Source organism: Luteibacter sp. HA06 (assembly GCF_054061215.1).
In genome coordinates this window covers 220,627-238,399 of record NZ_JBSSDZ010000001.1, presented here as the reverse complement: position 1 = coordinate 238,399, position 17,773 = coordinate 220,627, and the positions used below count along the sequence as shown (strand labels likewise).

21 protein-coding genes are annotated in these 17,773 nt (G+C 64.9%); 4 read left to right on the top strand and 17 right to left on the bottom strand.

Annotation, left to right across the window (positions count from 1 at the left end):
* Window position 1: 1 nt before the first annotated feature.
* The 7 genes from ACVWWJ_RS01040 to ACVWWJ_RS01010 form a co-directional block, all read right to left on the bottom strand.
* The gene (locus ACVWWJ_RS01040) at window positions 2–487 is read right to left on the bottom strand and encodes an ABC transporter ATP-binding protein (RefSeq protein ID WP_159889044.1); all 486 of its coding nucleotides are present in this window, start codon (window positions 485–487) and stop codon (window positions 2–4) included.
* Window positions 488–513: 26 nt separating this feature from the next.
* Window positions 514–903: a hypothetical protein gene (locus ACVWWJ_RS01035; RefSeq protein WP_200851450.1), complete on the bottom strand. Its 390-nt coding sequence runs from the start codon at window positions 901–903 to the stop codon at window positions 514–516.
* Between the two features lie 199 nt (window positions 904–1,102).
* Window positions 1,103–1,261 carry a DUF1328 domain-containing protein gene (locus ACVWWJ_RS01030; protein WP_046965775.1) on the bottom strand — a complete coding sequence of 53 codons (159 nt, stop codon included), beginning with the start codon at window positions 1,259–1,261 and terminating at the stop codon, window positions 1,103–1,105.
* A gap of 119 nt (window positions 1,262–1,380) precedes the next feature.
* The gene (locus ACVWWJ_RS01025; RefSeq protein ID WP_456966451.1) at window positions 1,381–2,004 is read right to left on the bottom strand and encodes a YbhB/YbcL family Raf kinase inhibitor-like protein; all 624 of its coding nucleotides are present in this window, start codon (window positions 2,002–2,004) and stop codon (window positions 1,381–1,383) included.
* Window positions 2,005–2,056: 52 nt separating this feature from the next.
* Window positions 2,057–3,058: an alpha/beta fold hydrolase gene (locus ACVWWJ_RS01020; RefSeq protein ID WP_159889040.1), complete on the bottom strand. Its 1,002-nt coding sequence runs from the start codon at window positions 3,056–3,058 to the stop codon at window positions 2,057–2,059.
* Window positions 3,055–3,855 carry a lysophospholipid acyltransferase family protein gene (locus ACVWWJ_RS01015; RefSeq protein ID WP_159889038.1) on the bottom strand — a complete coding sequence of 267 codons (801 nt, stop codon included), beginning with the start codon at window positions 3,853–3,855 and terminating at the stop codon, window positions 3,055–3,057. The genes ACVWWJ_RS01020 and ACVWWJ_RS01015 overlap by 4 nt, the downstream gene beginning before the upstream one ends.
* A gap of 83 nt (window positions 3,856–3,938) precedes the next feature.
* On the bottom strand, window positions 3,939–4,418 hold the full coding sequence (locus ACVWWJ_RS01010) for an Lrp/AsnC family transcriptional regulator (protein WP_456966450.1): 480 nt from the start codon (window positions 4,416–4,418) through the stop codon (window positions 3,939–3,941).
* A gap of 139 nt (window positions 4,419–4,557) precedes the next feature.
* Between ACVWWJ_RS01010 and phhA the strand changes: the two genes are divergently transcribed.
* Together phhA and ACVWWJ_RS01000 are read left to right on the top strand one after the other, a co-directional pair.
* Entirely contained in the window at window positions 4,558–5,445 is an 888-nt protein-coding gene (gene phhA / locus ACVWWJ_RS01005) for a phenylalanine 4-monooxygenase (protein WP_456966449.1), read from the top strand.
* Between the two features lie 61 nt (window positions 5,446–5,506).
* A complete protein-coding gene (locus ACVWWJ_RS01000; protein WP_456966448.1) occupies window positions 5,507–5,764 on the top strand; it encodes a hypothetical protein in 258 nt (85 codons plus the stop codon).
* 329 nt (window positions 5,765–6,093) lie between these two features.
* On the opposite strand, the gene ACVWWJ_RS00995 is transcribed toward ACVWWJ_RS01000, so the two are convergent.
* From ACVWWJ_RS00995 to ACVWWJ_RS00965, 7 genes are all read right to left on the bottom strand, one after another.
* Window positions 6,094–6,801 (bottom strand): SGNH/GDSL hydrolase family protein, encoded by a 708-nt coding sequence (locus tag ACVWWJ_RS00995; RefSeq protein WP_456966447.1) that lies wholly within the window; start codon window positions 6,799–6,801, stop codon window positions 6,094–6,096.
* Window positions 6,802–6,819: 18 nt separating this feature from the next.
* Complete coding sequence (locus ACVWWJ_RS00990; protein WP_456966446.1) at window positions 6,820–7,566, bottom strand: RES family NAD+ phosphorylase; 747 nt, start codon at window positions 7,564–7,566, stop codon at window positions 6,820–6,822.
* Window positions 7,563–7,964 (bottom strand): MbcA/ParS/Xre antitoxin family protein, encoded by a 402-nt coding sequence (locus ACVWWJ_RS00985; RefSeq protein WP_159889026.1) that lies wholly within the window; start codon window positions 7,962–7,964, stop codon window positions 7,563–7,565. Before ACVWWJ_RS00985 ends, ACVWWJ_RS00990 begins: the two co-directional genes overlap by 4 nt.
* Before the next feature lie 74 nt (window positions 7,965–8,038).
* Entirely contained in the window at window positions 8,039–9,775 is a 1,737-nt protein-coding gene (locus ACVWWJ_RS00980; RefSeq protein ID WP_456966445.1) for a DUF885 domain-containing protein, read from the bottom strand.
* 45 nt (window positions 9,776–9,820) lie between these two features.
* Window positions 9,821–10,525 carry a helix-turn-helix transcriptional regulator gene (locus tag ACVWWJ_RS00975; RefSeq protein ID WP_159889022.1) on the bottom strand — a complete coding sequence of 235 codons (705 nt, stop codon included), beginning with the start codon at window positions 10,523–10,525 and terminating at the stop codon, window positions 9,821–9,823.
* Between the two features lie 69 nt (window positions 10,526–10,594).
* Window positions 10,595–11,233, bottom strand: coding sequence for a glutathione S-transferase family protein (locus tag ACVWWJ_RS00970; RefSeq protein ID WP_159889020.1), 639 nt, complete (start codon window positions 11,231–11,233; stop codon window positions 10,595–10,597).
* A complete protein-coding gene (locus ACVWWJ_RS00965; protein WP_159889018.1) occupies window positions 11,230–11,415 on the bottom strand; it encodes a hypothetical protein in 186 nt (61 codons plus the stop codon). The genes ACVWWJ_RS00970 and ACVWWJ_RS00965 overlap by 4 nt, the downstream gene beginning before the upstream one ends.
* Window positions 11,416–11,550: 135 nt before the next feature.
* On the opposite strand from ACVWWJ_RS00965, the gene ACVWWJ_RS00960 reads away from it, so the two are divergent.
* Together ACVWWJ_RS00960 and ACVWWJ_RS00955 are read left to right on the top strand one after the other, a co-directional pair.
* A complete protein-coding gene (locus ACVWWJ_RS00960; protein WP_200851449.1) occupies window positions 11,551–12,576 on the top strand; it encodes a class 1 fructose-bisphosphatase in 1,026 nt (341 codons plus the stop codon).
* 107 nt (window positions 12,577–12,683) lie between these two features.
* The gene (locus ACVWWJ_RS00955; RefSeq protein ID WP_456966444.1) at window positions 12,684–13,607 is read left to right on the top strand and encodes a patatin-like phospholipase family protein; all 924 of its coding nucleotides are present in this window, start codon (window positions 12,684–12,686) and stop codon (window positions 13,605–13,607) included.
* A gap of 30 nt (window positions 13,608–13,637) precedes the next feature.
* Here ACVWWJ_RS00955 and ACVWWJ_RS00950 read toward each other — a convergent pair whose 3' ends face one another.
* Genes ACVWWJ_RS00950 through ACVWWJ_RS00940 form a run of 3 tightly spaced genes read right to left on the bottom strand, consistent with a single transcriptional unit; the run spans window position 13,638 to window position 17,703 of the window.
* Window positions 13,638–14,942 carry a c-type cytochrome gene (locus ACVWWJ_RS00950; protein WP_456966443.1) on the bottom strand — a complete coding sequence of 435 codons (1,305 nt, stop codon included), beginning with the start codon at window positions 14,940–14,942 and terminating at the stop codon, window positions 13,638–13,640.
* Window positions 14,939–17,212, bottom strand: a complete 2,274-nt coding sequence (locus tag ACVWWJ_RS00945) for a molybdopterin cofactor-binding domain-containing protein (protein ID WP_456966442.1) — start codon at window positions 17,210–17,212, stop codon at window positions 14,939–14,941. The genes ACVWWJ_RS00950 and ACVWWJ_RS00945 overlap by 4 nt, the downstream gene beginning before the upstream one ends.
* The gene (locus ACVWWJ_RS00940) at window positions 17,209–17,703 is read right to left on the bottom strand and encodes a (2Fe-2S)-binding protein (protein WP_456966441.1); all 495 of its coding nucleotides are present in this window, start codon (window positions 17,701–17,703) and stop codon (window positions 17,209–17,211) included. The genes ACVWWJ_RS00945 and ACVWWJ_RS00940 overlap by 4 nt, the downstream gene beginning before the upstream one ends.
* Between the last annotated feature and the right edge of the window lie 70 nt (window positions 17,704–17,773).

The window sequence follows — 17,773 nt, the reverse complement described above, 5'->3', positions numbered from 1 at the left end:
CTCAATCCTCCGCCACTTTCAGCTCGCCTTCCGCCTTGCCCTGTCGTGCCGCTTCGCGGGCAAGGCTGGCAAGTTCGTTCCGCGAGGCCGGCAGGGTAAGCCAGTGCATGGCGCGACGGAACACCAGGATGGCGAGGATCAACAGGATGAGCTGGATGCCCGCCAAGGCGGTCAGTGCCCACGCCCATGACCCGAACCACTGTGCGAGTCCCCATCCGGCCAACGCCAGAAGCGTAAAGCCAAGAGCGACGGCGAAGACGATGGCCGCCAAGCCCATGAACAGCATCACGGTGATGCCGTCCCGGGCCAGGCCCAACTCGGCGACGATCAGCTTCAGCTGCGCACCGAACAGGCTTTTCAGGCCTACGCCAAGCTTGCGCACGTCGTCGAACCAGGCGGGCATCTTTACGCCCGCTGCCTTTGGCGCTTCCGCGCCCGGCAACGGCTCATCCACAGCACTCTGCCCCGAGGGACCGTCTTCCAACATGCGTCTTGCCCCCGGGGTAAAGTGGATCAGCTACGCAGGATGCGACCGGCGAGCCAGCCAGCGGCGATGGCTAGCGCGATGGACTGTACCGGCTTCTCACGAACATAGTCGCGCGCGGTGTCGAGCCAGTCGTTAGCAGTGTCGACCGCTTCGCCGTAGGCTTCCTTACCGCGAAGCTTGGCTTCTTCAGCCTTCTCAGCCGCCAGGGTAGCGCCATAAGCCGCCTTATCGGTGGCGTTATGCAACGACGATTCGACCTTCTCTGCAGCGCGGTCGACGGCGTCCTTGGTGCGGTCGATCGTGTCGGAGGTGGCCTGCTTCACTCGCTCGGCGCTGGCGTCGATGCGCTCGGCGGCCGAAACGGTGTTCGCGGCAGCGGTCGCGGCGTTGGCGACATGGTCGGCGGGCTTGTTCATGACAAAGTTCTCCGGAAGCGGGATGGGACACGGTAAGACAGGAAGAGTGAGGTAAAGGTCATCGTTGACGCGGTGACGCAGGGTCTGCGATTCCTCTGGTACCGAGTCAATCGACCAGGCGCAATAAGCAGCGCTGGCCTTCGCTTTCGGTGCTAAGGAGCCGCGGGCCGCGACGATAGCGCCGCGCCAGCCCATGGCTCTAGACGCTTCGGCCGCGGAAGAACGAAATGATGGCCAGGATCAGGAAGATGACGAAGAGGATCTTCGCGATACCGGCGGCCGTACCCGCTATGCCGCCAAAACCGAATACCGCGGCGATAATCGCGATGACAAGGAAGACGAGGGCGTAGTGCAGCATGGTCGGGTACTCCAGTGAGGGGATGGCGCGGGACCCATTTAGTCCCGGCCACCGCGCATGCCGCGTGAAGCCACGCCGACCCACTCAATACTCATTCAGCCTTGTGCTTCACGTCGTCGTCACCCTTTCACTTTCGGGTTGAGCGAGTACGTGCCGGTGATCACGGCTTCGTCCACCACATGCCCCTTGATGACGTCACGCAGTTCGGCAAGCGAGAACCCGTTCTCGAGCGGCACCGTCTCGACGTCCAGTGCATAGACGTGGAAGTGGTAGTGGTGGGGAATCGAGTCGTTCCATGGCGGGCAGGGACCGTCATAGCCGTGATAGTGGCCTTCCATGTCACGATCGCCCTTGAACCAGCCCGTGTAGTCGTTGAGGCCCTGGACCGAGCCGGGGGGGCCGACCGGGTCCTTCTTGCCGCGCGCCACCACGCCTTCACCGCAGGCGCCCTCACCCAGCTCGCGACATTCCAGCGGGATATTGGCCATCAGCCAGTGCACGAATTCCACGCGCGGAAGGTGGCGGGGAACCTCGCGACCCTCCACGTTGACGTCGTCGGGCTTTGACGGCACGTCGGTGTCGATCACGGCGATGGCGAACGACTTCGCGGTCGCCGGCACTTCGATCCAGGCCAGGTGCGGAGTGACATTGCCCGCCGGCTTGATCGGCTCGCCGATCTCCATGAACGCGTAGGTGGCAGGAATGGGTTTGCCGTTCTCGATGCTATCGCTCTTCAGGCGCATGGGGGTCTCCAGGGTGGTCACCCAGTCTGGCCCGACGGCCGCGAAGACCAGGTCAGCGGGCGATGGCGTTGAAACGGGCCGCGATGTAATCGTCGGTGAAACTGGTCATGCCGAAATCGCGGATGAAGCCGCAATGTCCGCCATAGCTGGCGATGTCCAGTTCAATGTTCGGCGGCAGGCGCAGGGCGCGGAACGCACCGATCGGAATGACCGGGTCGTCGCTCGAGGTCAGGATCGTGGCGGGCACGTGCATGTTCATCAGCCGGTCGCCGGCGATCGAGTAGCCGTCGAGGTAAGCCTCGAGCGAGCCGAAATCCGTGTGCCGAAGAACCAGCGAGGCCGTCAGCTCGCGCATGTTCTGCTTCAGCTCGTTGAGCTCGAAGTAGGTCTGCTGCGGAAACGCCTCCTGCTTCAAGCGGAGCGACCGGCGCCACTTCTGCATGAAGTAGGCGTGGTAGATCCACGGCGCTTCCTTCTCGAGCGAAAACAGGCCTTCGGCGGGATCGACGATGGGGCAGACCGCAAGGACGTAGTCCAGCCGCACGCCCTGGGACGGCGCCAGCATGGCCGCCCGCAACGCGAAGTTACCGCCCAGCGAGAAACCCGCCACCCCGATGGTTTTCGCAGGGAACATCCTGGCGATCTCGCCCAGGGCGGTCACGACCTCGTCGATGCGGCAGGAATGGAAGAGCGCCTCGTTCAGCCCGTGGCTGTCGCCATGGTCGCGGAAGTTCAGGCGGAATACGTCCCAGCCATCTTCGAGCAGGCGGCTTCCCGTCTGCAGCACATAGGTCGAGTCGACGCTGCCTTCCCAGCCGTGAAACAGGATGGCGAGGCCGCGCGACTCATGCCCGGTGGTCTGCGCCGTGTAGCGGCCGCTGAGACGGTCGCCCTGCCCCACGTCGACGAGCACTTCGCGGGCGTCCACCTGCACCTGATGGGCTCGCTTGGGCAGCAGGCGGCGGCGGACGCCGCTGGACGACAGCATGGTCTGGAGGTGCCCACTTCGCAGCGGCCACGGCGGCAGGAAGTCTGAGCCTTTGGGCAGACTCATGCGGGCGTGTCGGTATCCAGGGCCAGCGCGATGCGCTCGCGCGATGCCTCGGCCATGCGCCGACGGCCATCGGCGGAGACCGCCACCGGCTCGAGGAAGTGGACTTCGACATCCAGCGGCGCCTCGCCCAGAAGCCGGATGACGTTACCCATGAAGGTCTCGTTGTCGCGGAATCCCGCGTCGATCACGCGGCGCCCCTGGCGCGCGAAACGCAGTGCCACCGGCTGCACCGGCACCTGGGCATCGAGCGCCGCCTGGAAGATGCGCGCATGGAAAACACGCAGTACGCCGTTGTGGCCGGTGCCCCCCTCCGGAAATACGGCAACCGAACGGCCCCCGTGAAGGCGCTCGACCATGACTGCCATGACCGAGGCCAGCGAATGGTTGCTGCCCCGGCGGTGGAAAATGGTGCCGCCACGGGCGGCCATCCAGCCGACCAGCGGCCAACCCGCGATCTCGGCCTTGGCGACGAAGCAGGCGGCGCGCTGTGAGTGCACGACCGTGATATCGAGCCACGAGGTGTGGTTGGCGACGAACAGGACGGGGTCCGCCAATGGGGTACCGAAGCGGCGGCTTCGGAAGCCGAATATCCGCAGCAGCAGGACCGACCACAGCCGGATCGCGCGGTGGGCGAAGGGCTCGCGACCGTCCTTCATCACCGCGCTGGACCAGGTGAGGATGAAGGTGCAGATCAGGATCGCGAACACGATGTGCAGCAACACCAGCGGAACCCGCCAGAGATAGCGAAGCGGTCGCATGCGGTCGCGGGAACTCAGGTTGGCGGTGGTGGCTTCCATCAAGCACACAAGATTAACGATGGCCGGGCTGTGCCGCTAGAGGAAGTTGGGTTTGTTCTTAAGACACGCGGGCTTGCGTCCTGCTACCCGACCACATTACCCAGCGGCAGGGCGGTCGAAGCCTTGACGGTGCGTAGGACGAAGCTGGTATTTACGTCAGCCACGCCCGAGGCGTTGAGCAGCCGGTCAAGCAGGAAGCGGGAGAATCCGTCGAGATCGGCGACGTAAACCTGGAGCAGGTAGTCCATGTCGCCGGTCAAGGCGAAGCAGGAGACCACCTCCTCCCATTCGGCCACGCGTTCGGTGAAGCGGTCGATGGCCTCGGCCTCGTGCCGCGAAAGCTGGACGCGAACGAAGGCCTGCAGGCCGAGGCCGAGCGACCGCGGCTCCAGGCGGGCACCATATCCGGCGATGACACCGTCGGACTCGAGTCTCTGCACGCGGCGCAGGCAGGCCGAGGGTGAGAGGTTCACCTCCGAGGCCAGATCGGCGTTGGAGACCCGGCCATTGGTCTGCAGGGCGGAGAGAATGCGCAGATCGGTGCGGTCGAGCGTCACTTGCATGATCGTGTCTCCAGATCGCCTTTCAACGGCAGATTGTTGCAAACATTGGGTGTTCGTGCGCAACAACACAAGCCTATTGCGGTCTTTCCCCGCTAACCTGTTGTCTCGATATCCCGCTGCAGCCCCAAGGAGGCCCGCCATGGACACACCCCGTCGCGTCGAACACCAACAGACCGATCGCGGATACGTGCCCGTTTACGCGACCGGCACCGTGGAGCAACCGTGGGAGAGCTATTCGAAGACCGATCACGAGGTCTGGGACACGCTGTACAAGCGCCAGCGCGAACTCCTGCCCGCCTACGCCTGCCAGGAATTCCTCGACGGTGTCGAACGCTTCGGCCTGGGCGACGGTGGCATTCCGCGGTTCTCCGACCTGAACAAGGTGCTGGGCGAGGCGACGGGCTGGGAAGTCGTCGCGGTCGAAGGCCTGCTGCCCGACGAGGTCTTTTTCGATCACCTGGCCAATCGCCGTTTTCCGGTCAGCTGGTGGATCCGCAAGCCGGACCAACTGGACTACCTGTCCGAGCCCGACCTGTTCCATGACCTGTTCGGCCACGTTCCGCTGTTGCTCAACCCCATCTTCGCCGACTACATGCAGGCGTACGGCAAGGGCGGCATGAAGGCCCATGCGATCGGCCCCGAGGCCCTGATGAACCTGACACGGCTCTACTGGTACACGGTGGAGTTCGGCCTGATCCGCACTGATAAGGGCTTGCGTATCTACGGTGCCGGCATCGTCAGCTCGAAGGGCGAGTCCATCTACTCGATCGACTCGGCGGCGCCAAATCGCGTCGGCTTCGACCTCGAGCGCGTGATGAACACCCGCTACAGGATCGATACCTTCCAGCAGACGTACTTCGTCATCGATGACTTCGCGCAGCTGTTCGACGCCACCCGCCCGGACTTCACCCCTATCTACGCCAAGCTCGGTGAGAGCACAGCGGTGGCCGCCAGCGACGTGCTTTCGACGGACAAGGTGTTCCACCGGGGCACCCGCGAGGGCTTTGCTTCAGGGGCAGACAACTGAATCTCAACGGCGGCCTAACGAACGGGCCTCTACGATGGACTTACTTTCCGCTGAACAGGGTGTGTCCATCGTGGTCGTCTTCGATATTCCGTTCGAGTCCGTAGGTCCGGGTCTCTGGGTGCTGCAGAAGAACGAAGCCGAATATGGCGAGTTTTGCTCGCGGGATGACGCCCTGGAGTGCGCCTTAAGCGAAGCTCGTCGCATCGAGCGGGTCAATGCGATCTCGGACATCGTTCTGAATATCGAAGGGAACGACGGCCGCTGGCGCGCCTTTGATACATCGATCCGGCCGTATGCGAGTCGTAGCCGAACGGTTTGAGCTGAACTAATTGCGTTGCCCTGATGGGCGGTGTGGGTCGCTGACTCGCCCGCCCTTTTCTTTGTGCGGGAGCCGGCTATGCCGGTGACTGGTCGCGGCAAGCTGGCTATCGCCGCTGAAGCGGCTCCCACATTCCATATTCCATATTCTGGACAAAATAAAACCCCGGCAGCCAGGGGAGGAGCTGCCGGGGTCGGTGTCGGGTCCAGGCTATCAGGGGAAATAGCGGGACCCGGGACAGAGGGACCAATAGAAACCGGTCGTCTGACAACAGGTCGCCTCTCGGCGATCACAGACTTAGATAAGGGCAATCGCGTGAAGTTCCCGCATTAGGGGGTGGGCGCGTTTGGCATCTGTTTATCTTCGGCTGCGGCCGCGTGTCCGGTGAGCCATGGCGCGACCTGCGCGACCCACAGTGCATAGCCCTTTGCGTTCATATGCAGCCCGTCCGGAAGGAAAAGATCCGGCCTGGGCTTACGTTGAGTATCGAGCATCGCCGGCACGATATCGAGGAATGTCACGTTCTTCTGCGTCGCGGCCCAGTCACGAATCAGGGCGTTCGCCTGCAGTATCTGCGGTAGCAGGGCAACCCGGGCAACGCTCGGCTTGATGGCGATGAACGCAATGGGCAAATCCGGCTGGGCGCGACGTACCTTGACGACGAAGTCGGCGAAGTCATCACGAACCTGCTCTGGCGCATCGCCGCCCTCGATGTCGTTGTCGCCTGCGTAGATGACAAGGGCTGCCGGGTGATAGGGCGTCACGATCTGGTCGGCAAACGCGGTGGCGTCATCCAGGTCGGAACCGCCGAAGCCGCGATTGATCACGCGGTAAGCCGGAAAGTCGGTGCTCAGCGTCTTCCAGAACCGAATGGACGAGCTGCCGATGAAGAGGACGGCGTTGGCAGGTGGCGGGTTGGCCTTGTCCGCGGCTTCAAAGGCCTGGATGTCGGCATACCACTTGCCATGATCTGAGTCCTTCGCCACAGCGCCGAAGGAAAATACGAGAAGGGTGAGGAGGATCGTAAGTCGGTACATGACGAAGACGGTAACCGCTTACGGTCTGCGTGGTAAGCCCTGACGTTCCACCGGCGTCACCTTGAGCACCGCTTCGACACGCACGCCGTTCCAACGGTAGATGAGGTGCTCGGCCTGGATGCAGGGCGCCACCAGATCGGGATAGAACACCGCGACACACTCGCCACCTTCGTGGCGCGCGCTGTCGTAGACGATGCCGTTGGAACCGGCGTCGCGAAGGGCGCGCGCGAGCTTCACGCTCGCCGCGTAGGAATCGGGATCGTGTTCGGCGACCCATCCGCCGCGGATGTCATGCAGTTTGCCGGCAATAGCCGTCTTGTAGCAGCGCACCTGGACGTCCGTGGGTGGCTCGTGGGTCGCGGCGAGAAAGGCCTCGCGGTGGAACACGGTTTCCTCGATCGCGGTGGCAACGCTGTGCGCGGCGTAGAACACGCCCCAGTGGCCGTCCGAGAACCGGCTGCCCTCGGGTGGGATATGTGCGAACGCCGCCATGATCGGTGTGGTGCCTGGCCCGGAGACGCGACGCGCGGGCGGCACGAGGCTTAGTGCGCCGATCTCCTCGCGCAGTCTCGGATTGGTCAGCGATTCGATCGCCATGACGGCATCGATGTCCTTCGGCTCGGCGATGCGGTCGAAGAGGCCGACAGGCGGAAACCGGCTGGGGACAATGCGGTAGGCGTGGGTCCAGCGGATGCGGCGAAGTGGGGGCACTGGCGAGGTACCTTCGCCGATGAAGCGGCTCCCATCGGGGGGCGTTGTATTCATCCGTTCCAGCCGCGCTGGGCGTCGAGGTACTGGCGGACGACATAGAGGTCGGACACGTTTCCTGACAGCATCCGTTCCAGCGCGGGCTGCCCTCCGAACAGGGAGGCGTTATTCGGCTTGCGCAACCATGCGTCTGCCTGGGCCGGGTCTGGAAAGAGTATCTGCAGGTCTTTCCAGATGCCCAGCAGGTAACTGATTCGCTCGATCACATCGCGCGAGGGAGCGCCGTCCTGCTGTTTCTTCCACTTGAAGTAAGTGGACTCCGGCGGATCGCCGAGCAGCGTGCGCTGTTCGGTGACGCGAAGTTTCCAGCGCTCGGCCAGGGCGAAGAAGGCACGAAGGGCCGGGCCGCCCAAATCGCCGGCGGGAAGGGGTTCGGCGTGGATGACTGAGTGCATCGTTGCTCTACCTGTGGAGTTATTTGGCAATATACGCCATAGGTAGAGCTAAGTCACGGAACCGCGGCCAAGAACTATTTCTTCGAGGCGATCCAGGCGTCGACGTGTTGTTCCAGCACCGGCAGCGGAACCGAGCCGAGGGCGAGCACGGTGTCGTGGAAGGCGCGGAGGTCGAACTTCTCGCCGAGCTGGGCTTCGGCGCGCTCGCGCAGCTCACGAATCTTCAGGTAACCCAGCTCGTACGAAAGCGCCTGGCCGGGCCAGCTGATGTAGCGGTCCACTTCATTCGCAATCTCGCGCTGGCTCAGGGCCGTGTTCTGCGTGAGGTAATCGATCGACTGCTGGCGGGTCCAGCCGAGATGGTGGATGCCCGTGTCGACGACGAGACGGCAGGCGCGCCACATCTGGTAGGTCAGGTAACCGAAGTGCTCGTAGGGCGTGTGGTAGATGCCCATCTCTTCGCCCAGGTACTCCGAGTAGAGTGCCCAGCCCTCGCCGTAAGCGGAAATATAGCCGTCACGACGGAACGGCGGCAGGCCGTCCTGCTCGGCGGAAAGGCCCAGCTGCAGTGCATGGCCGGGCATGGACTCGTGCAGGGTCAGCGCAGGCATGTTGAACAGCGGACGCGACGGCAGGTCGTAGGTGTTGACCAGATAGACGTCCGCACCGCCGCGGCCCGAGGTGTAATACGGCGCGATATCCGCCGGAACCGGCTCGATGGCAAAGCGCTGGCGCGGCAGCAGGCCGAAATACTTGCCCAGCTTGCCGTCCACCTGCTTGGCCACCCAGGCCGTGCGCATGAGCAATTCGTCGGGCGTCTTGGCATAGAACTGGGGATCGGTACGCAGGAACTGCAGGAAGGCCGGGAAGTCACCCTTGAAGCCGGTGTCCTTCATGGTTTCCAGCATCGCCTCGTGGATCTTCGCGACCTCGCGCAGGCCGATCGCGTGGATCTGGTCCGGCGTGAGATCCAGCGTGGTGTATTCGCGAATCTGCTGGCTGTAATAAGCCTTGCCATCCGGCAGCGATTCCGCGGCAAGCGTCGGTCGCGCCTTGGGCACGTACTCGGTGCGGAAGAACGTAAGCAGCTTGCCGTACGCAGGGATCACGCCGTCCGCGATCGCCTTGCGCGCGTCGCTGCGCAGCGCCTCGGCGTCCCTGGCGGGCATGGATTTCGGCAAGGACTTGAACGGCTTGTAGAGCGCGCTGTCTTCCGGGTTCTTCAGTTCGGCCACAGCGGCGATGGACACGTCGCGCCCGTTGAGTACCTCGCGCGGCACGGTGAAGCCACGCGCCAGCCCGAGGCGCATGTTGGCGATTTCCTGGTCCATGTAGGCCGGAATCTGGCGTACGCGCTCGATGTAGTGCTGGTAGTCCTCGCGAGTGCGCAGGTCATCGCCGTGGAGGACGTAACCCACGTCGGACCAGAACGCCGAGTCGCTGTTGAACGGCATCTGCCATTGCGCAAAGCGCTGGGCAGCCGCGAGATTGAAGATCTGCTCGCGGTACACCGCGTAATCGACACGTACCGTGCCGCTCAGCGAGTGCGGATCGATCCGGTCCAGTTGCGCCAGCACGTCGTTCCAGTAGGCCAGCCGCTTGGCCTGACTGGCGGCATCGACGGTATCCAGACGGCCGTCGCCCGGTTGCGCTTCGCCCGAGGTGAGGATGCCCGCCTGTCCGTTACGCCAGGTCCATTCCTTCGTATAAATACCCTTGAAGGCCTCGTCCTGCGACGCGGGCGCCGTAGCGGCGTGGGCAGTGGCGGCGAACATACCGGCGAAGGCGATAGCGCGGATCCAGGGGGACATGCAGGAGACCGTTGGCGGGGAAACCCCGATCATCGCATCCCCGGCTTATTCGAGTCCCGCGTAATGGCCCCGCATCGTATCCAGATAGGCCTGCAGGTCGCGCCCGGGCGCATCGCTGAAGGTTTCGCCTTCGTTGCGGCAGCCCTCGATGCGGTCCGGCCGGAAATTACGGAACGCCTGGCGATGCCGGCACCAGGTACCGAGCGTCCACGCGCCGCCCCAGAAGGAGAGGCAGAGCGGCTCCACTTCGCGCGTGGACGTGCGTCCTTCGGCATCGCGGTAGTCGAGGCAGAGCACGCAGTGGTCGACGATGGCCGCATGCAGGCGGTCGAGCATGGCTGCGACCTGGTTCTGGAAGGGGTCGCGCCAGATGGGCGCGAAGATCTTCGACTGGGCCGAGCGCTCGCGCAGATCGGGAGGCAGCACGGCCTCGATCTTGATCAGGGCCGCCTGTGCCTCACGCGCCAGCCGCTCACCGGCAAACGCGCGGACGAACCGCGTACCGGCCACGAGTGCTTCGAGTTCGCCAGCGGAGAACATCAGCGGTGGGATGTCCGAGCCTTTGCGCAGGACATAGCCGACGCCGGCCTCGCCTTCGATAGGCACACCGGAGAGCTGCAGGTCGGCAACGTCGCGATAGACGGTGCGAAGCGAGACCTCGAGTGTCGCCGCCAGTTGCCGTGCAGGCAGCGCGGTACGTCGCCCGCGGAGGGCGTTGATGATGAGGAACAGGCGGTCGGCGCGGCGCATGCCCGAATCATCGCTTCCCGCGCGGGGCGCGGGAAGCGGCGAACGTCATGGAAAGGCATATCCGGGCGCTCAGGCGACGGCCAGCGTCTGTGCGCGGGCCAGCGCCGCGTCCTGGCCGGTGGCGCGGCAGATGGCCGGCCGGGCCATGAGGCGGGCGACGTAGCCCTCGAACACATCGCGACGGGGCACGATACCGAAGCGCATCGTCCAGTCCAGCGCACTGGCCCAGAGGATGTCGGCCGCGGTGAAGCGGTCGCCGAACATCCAGGGGCCTGTCGCCAGCTGGGCCTCGAGCATGTCCATGACGGTGTCGAAGTCGCCGTAGGGGCAGGTCGAGGTCGGTGCCGGCTCGTGCTTCATGAAGCGATCCATCACCGCTGGCTCGAAACAGGAGCCGTAGAAGGAAAGCCAGCGCAGATAGGGGCCACGTAGCGGATCGCCAAGACCGGGGGCGAGACCGGCTTCCGGGAACAGGTCCGCCAGGTAGGTGAAGATCGCCGGCCGTTCCGTAACGAGGCCGCCAAGATGCTCGATGGCCGGCACCTTGCCCATCGGATTGACCTTCAGGTACGCCGGCTGGCGCTGCTCGCCCTCGACCAGGTTCATCACATGGATGTCGTACTGCGCCCCGAGTTCTTCGAGCAGCATCAGCGTGCTGCCCGAGCGGCTGTTCGGCGCGTGGTGGAACTTGATCCGACTGGCATTCATGCGTGCAGTTCCCTTGTGGTTCTGGTCGAAGTCTTCGAGGCCGCCCTGGCTGGCCTGGCCCCGGTTTGCGGCACCGGCGGTCGCCCCTCGTCGGGGGCGAACCGGTACTGCCCGTCCATCAGCAGCCCGCGGCGCCCGAGGGGCGCGTAGAGCACGGCGAGACGATCGAGAAAGCGATTCATGCGACTTCCCTCTCCGTTGCTTCGGTTAGAGGGACAGTCTGCGCGGGGGCTACTGACAGCGTTCTGTCAGCAGCCCTCTGGCGCCGTTCACCCGGCACCCGGACAATGCGTGGTTTAGCGCCAGAGTCCGTCCCGATGACGAAACCGATTTCATTGATCCAGTTCCTGATCGAAGAGAAGCGCGAGGGGCATATCAATGCCCAGCTCAGTCTGCTCATCGAGGTGGTGGCCCGCGCCTGCAAGCGCATTTCCGTCGCCACCGGCAAGGGTGCCCTCGGCGGCGTGCTCGGCAACGCCGGCTCGGACAACGTGCAGGGCGAGGCCCAGAAGAAGCTGGACGTCATCTCCAACGAGATCCTTCTGGAGGCGAATGCCTGGGGTGGTCACCTCGCTGCCTGCGCCTCCGAAGAAATGGAAGATCCGCAGCCCATTCCGGACGCCTACCCCAAGGGTAATTACCTGCTCCTGTTCGATCCGCTCGACGGCTCGTCGAACATCGACGTGAACGTCTCGGTCGGTACGATCTTCTCGGTGCTGCGTTGCCCGGATGGCGTGACCGAGCCGAAAGCGCAGGACTTCCTCCAGCCCGGAACCGACCAGGCGGCCGCCGGCTACGTGGTCTACGGCCCGAGCACCGTGCTGGTGCTGACCTTCGGCCATGGCGTGCACGAGTTCACCCTCGATCGCGAACACGGCAGCTTCGTGCTGACCCGCCGCGGCATCACCATTCCCGAGGAAACAGCCGAGTTCGCCATCAACATGTCGAACCAGCGCCATTGGGAAGCGCCCATGCAGCGCTACATCGGCGAGTTGCTCGCCGGTTCGACCGGGCCGCGCGGTCGCGACTTCAACATGCGCTGGGTCGCCTCGATGGTCGCCGACGTCCATCGCATCATCACCCGCGGCGGTGTCTTCATCTATCCGCTGGACGCGAAGATCACCAGCAAGGGTGCCACCGGCAAGCTGCGCCTGATGTACGAAGCCAATCCGATGGCCTTCATCGTCGAGCAGGCGGGCGGCGCCGCGACCACGGGCCGCGAGCCGATCATGACGCTGCAGCCGACCGCCCTGCACCAGCGTGTGCCGGTGTTCCTGGGGTCGAAGCACGAGATCGAGATAGCCACGCGCTACCACGTCGAAGCCGACGACACCCGCGACTGAACCACCCGCCGGGCGGCCCTTCGTCGCCCGGCTTCCGCCACTTACCTGTCATTCGTGCGCCGCGCCGGTGCCCGATGATCCGCCAGCCCCCTCTCGGTCCGCTCCCCATGACGCTTCGCGCCCGCATCTGGCTTCCGCTGGTTCTCACTGCCCTGCTTTCCGGCTGCTTCGGCGGCGGAACGAAGCCGGACGCCCGCCTGGACAACGCCGTGCCGGTGCTCGCGGCCAAGCCACGTATCGGTTTGGCGCTTGGCGGTGGTGCGGCCAAGGGCTTCGCCCATATCGGTGTCATCAAGATGCTCGAGGCTAGCGGCATCCATGTCGATGCGGTCTCAGGCACGAGCGCCGGCAGCGTCGTCGGCGTGCTCTATGCCAGCGGCATGGACGCCTTCCAATTGCAGGAAACGGCGTTCTCGCTGGACGAAGGCAAGATCCGCGACGTTCGCTTCTTCTCCGGCGGCATGGTGCAGGGCCAGAAACTGCAGGACTACGTCAACGACCTGCTGAAGAACACCCCGATCGAAAAACTGCATACGCCCTTCGCGGCCGTGGCTACCGAGCTGGAGACGGGCGAGCGCGCGATCTTCGTTCGTGGAAATGCCGGCCAGGCGGTACGTGCCTCGAGCAGCATCCCGGGCGTGTTCGAGCCGGTCGAGATCAACGGCAAGCATTTCGTCGACGGCGGCGTCGTCAGTCCGGTTCCGGTCGATGCCGCGCGCCAGCTCGGCGCGGACATCGTGATCGCGGTGGACATCTCGGCACGGCCGGACGGGACTAACCCCGCCGGCATGGTCGGCATCGTCGGCCAGTCGATCACCATCATGGGCCGCAAGCTCGCCGAACAGGAGCTTGGCCGCGCGGATATCGTCATCCGGCCGAAGGTCGGCCAGATTGGGCCAACGGACTTCGACCAGAAGAACGTGGCTATCCTCGAAGGCGAGCGCGCCGCGCTCGCCGCGATTCCGGCGATCAAGGCGAAGATCGCCGAGAAGACCGCGGCCATGGGCAAGCCGCCGGTTCCGGCGCACTGATCAACTGGGGCGTTGCCTCGCACAGAACCTCTACAAAGCCCTGCGCTTGGCCACCTCTTCCGCCGTGACCTCTCCCTGCTTGCCGCCGAAGTGTCCGATTACGAAGTTCGCCAGCGCGGCGATTTCAGGATCGCTGTACCCCTGGCCGAACGACGGCATGTAGACGTCCGTATCGCCGACGCGCATCGTCACGCCATGCAGGATTGCCTGGGTGACGTTGGCACCCTTGGGATCGTTCACGCCGCGCGTGCCAGCCAGCCCCGCATACGGTGTCTGCTGACCGGCGCCATTCCACTGGTGGCAGCTGGCGCAGGCGCCCTCGAACAGGCGCTGGCCTTCAGAGTCCGCGTTCGCCACGTCCGGTGGAGGCGCGGCGGCGTTGGACGCGGCCACGGCCTTCGGTGACGGATCGACCACGATCGGATCCTTCCCTTCGCGAGCCGGTACGGTGCGTAACCAGGCCACGAGCGCGGCCGTGTCTTCGGGTTTCAGGAACTGCAGGCTGTGGGCGACCGCTTCGCCCATTGGCCCCATCGCGGATGCATGCCCGTCGGCATGGCCGGTTCGCAGGTACTGGGTGAGAGCTTCGTCACTCCACTTGCCGATGCCATGGGTTTCGTTGGAGGTGATGTTCCAGGCGCGCCAGCCTTGTAACTCCGCGCCGGCCAGCGCTTCCCCGTGCTTCAGGCCGAAGCCGAGATTTCGTGGTGTATGGCACTCGGCGCAGTGGCCCAGCGGGCCCGCAAGATACGCGCCTGCATTCCACTGCGGCGAGCGCGAGGGGTCGTTCTCGAAGCGCTGGCTACGGAAGAATGCGGCGTTCCAGAAACCCATGGCCCAGCGCTGGTTGAAGGGGAAACCCAGGTCGTTCGGACGCTCCGGCTGGCGCACCTTCGGCAGGGTGAACAGGTAGGCCTTGATCGCCAGCACGTCGGCCCGGCTGAGCTGCGTATACGCGGTGTACGGGAACGCGGGATAAAGGTGCTTGCCATCCTTGCGGACGCCTTCGCGCACCGCGCGCACAAAGTCGTCGTCACTCCAGCTGCCAATGCCGGTGTCGACATCGGCCGTGATGTTGGATGAGTAGATGGTGCCGAAGGGCAACTTGAACGGCAGGCCGCCGGCGAAGGGTTTCCCGGTTTCCGGCACGGTATGGCAGGCGATGCAATCGGCGGCGCGGGCGAGGTACTCGCCACGCGCGACAGGATCGGCATTCGCTGGCGCGCCCACGATCAACGGCGACGTTCCTGCCGCGGGATCCGTGCGATTGAGTGCGAAGTACGCCACCGTACCGACGACAAGGAGGAGCACCACCAGGATCAGAAAGCGTTTCATGCGACGTCTCCCTTCCCGACGACCACGCCAGCCACATGCTTGAGCGCCTCCGCGGATTCCACCAGCGACATACGGGTTACCGGGAGTTCGGTAAGGCGCACGTTGGTTGCCGCGAAAATGGCGTTCGCCAGCGCGGGCGCGGCGATGGCGGTTCCCACTTCACCGAGCCCGCCGGGCGATTCGCCGCTGTCGAGGGTGTACACCTCGATCGCTGGCGCTTCATTGATACGAAGCGAGCGGTAGTCGTGGAAGTTGCTCTGTTCGATCATGCCGTCCTTCAGCGTGATGCCGTTGAACATGGCCGCGCTCAGCCCGAACAGCAGTCCACCCTGCACCTGCGCCTCGACGGAACTCGGGTTGATCGCGATGCCCACGTCCACGGCGACCACGGCACGTCGCATACGCACGACGCCCTGGGGCGTGACCTCGACCTCGACGATGGCGCAGACGTGACTACCGAAGGGAGAGGCCACCGCGATGCCGCGACCGACGCGAGGCGGTAACGGCTGGCTTCCCCAGCCGATCTTTTCGGCCGCGAGGTTCAGCACGCCGAGGGGACGCGAACCGGGCTTCATCAGCGAGCGGCGGTATGCGAGAGGATCCTTGCCCGCGGTCTGGGCGAGGTGGTCGATGAAGCTCTCGACGATGAACAGGTTGTGCGTCGGTCCGACGCCGCGCCACCAGCCGACGACCAGGCCGGGCGGCATTTCGTGGCGAACCCACTCCACGAGGACGTTATCCATCTCGTAGGGCAGGTCCGCCGCCGATTCGATGGCGTCGCTGTCCATGCCGTCCTTACCCATGGCGGCGGGTAGCCATCGCCCAAGCACGGTGCCACTGGTGATGCGGTGCTTCCACGAGGTCGGCTTGCCGTCGTCGCCCAGGGTGGCCGAAATGCGATCGAAGTAGAGCGGACGCACGCGGTCGTGGCGGATGTCCTCCTCGCGGCTCCAGATCACCTTGAGCGGGTAGGCGACCTGTTTCGCGAAGGCAACTGCCTGCTCGACCTGATCGGTCTCGAGGCGCCGGCCGAAACCGCCGCCGAGGTACTGGTTGTTGACAGTGAAGGCCTCGAGCGGGATGCCACAGATACGTGCGCCTTCTTTCTGGGCCCGCGTCGGCACCTGTGTACCGGTCCAGATTTCGCATTTTCCCGGCGTCACGTGGACGGTCGCGTTCAGCGGCTCCATCGGCGCGTGCGCCAGCATGGGCGAGACGAATGACATCTCGACGGCCTTGCCACCGGCAGCGACTTCGCCCTTCGGCTTGCGGCCGACCAGTGCCGGCCCGGATCGCGAGCTCTCCTGCAACGCAGCCACCAGCGTTGCGGTATCCAGATGCTCATTGACGCCGTGGCGCCACTCGATCTCGAGCAGCTCCAGACCCCGGTGCGCCGCCCAGTAGTGCTCACCGACCACGGCAACGGCGTTATCGAGCTTGATCACATCCACGACGCCGGGATACGCACGCGCCTTCGTTTCGTCGACGTTGCCGAGTGTGCCGGCGAGTTCGGGACTCGTACGCACCGCCGCGTATTTCATGCCCGGTATCTTCACGTCGATACCGAACTGTGTGCCGCCGTTGACCTTGTCCGGCGAGTCGACACGGCGCAACGGCTTGCCGATCACCGAGAAGTCTTTTCGGTCCTTGAGCGTGACGCTCGCTGGCTGGGGCAGCTTGCCCGCCGCCTCGGCGACGGCACCGAAGCCAAGCGTGCGCCCCGAGGGAGCGTGCGTGATCGTCGCGCGGGATACCGAACAGGCGGCGGGATCTACGTGCCACTGGGCGGCCGCCGCGGCGACAAGCATCTCGCGGGCGACCGCACCGGCTTCGCGCAGCGATTGCCACTGGCCGCGCGTGCTCGTCGAACCGCCGGTGATCTGGCCGCCACCGAGCAGCGCGATGCCGTAGAGGGCATCACTGGCCACCGAGTGCTCCACTTTGATCTGGTCGAGGCCGACCCCCAGTTCCTCGGCGAGCATCATCGAGATGCCGGTGTAGATGGCCTGGCCCATTTCCGCGCTGGGCATGACCAGGCGCACGCTGCCATCGGCATCGATGCGGATGAAAGCATTGGGTGCGAACGCCGGGTTTCCATCGGCGACCGCCGCAGCTTCGTCCGTTGGCTGCCGACGCGGGTTCATCTGCGCGAATGCGGGGCCCATGCCCGCGGTCCAGAGAAAAGCGACGGCCAGTCCGCCGCCAGCCAGCTTCAGGGCAGCGCGACGCCGTTCGTCGACAACATCGTCGTCGCTCACCCGGGCGTTCATGCCGGGCTCCCGTCGACGATCACCTGGAGGCCGTGTGGCTTTCCGGTGGCGGCCTGCTTGATGGCCTCGCGAATGCGGACATACGTTCCGCAGCGGCAGATATTGCCGGACATCGCAGTGTCGATGTCGCGGTCGGTCGGATCAGGGGTGCGGGCCAACAGCGCGGCGGCCGACATGATCTGTCCCGACTGGCAGTAGCCGCACTGGACGACGTCCACGGCGAGCCACGCCTGCTGCACCTTCGCGCCTTCCGGCGTAGTGCCGATGCCCTCGATAGTCGTCACGGCGCGATCGCCGACGGCCGAGACGGGCAGCTGGCACGAACGCACCGGTTGGCCATCGATGTGCACCGTGCAGGCACCACACTGGGCGATACCGCAGCCGAACTTCGTACCGGTCAGCCCGATGACGTCACGCAGGACCCAGAGCAACGGCATATCCGACGGCACGTCGGCCTGACGATCCTCACCATTCACGCGCAGTGTCACCATGGCATTCCCCTCGGCTGGTGGGACCCCTGCGGGGCCCCATTGGCTATCTCAAAAGCAGACTGCCAGCGTA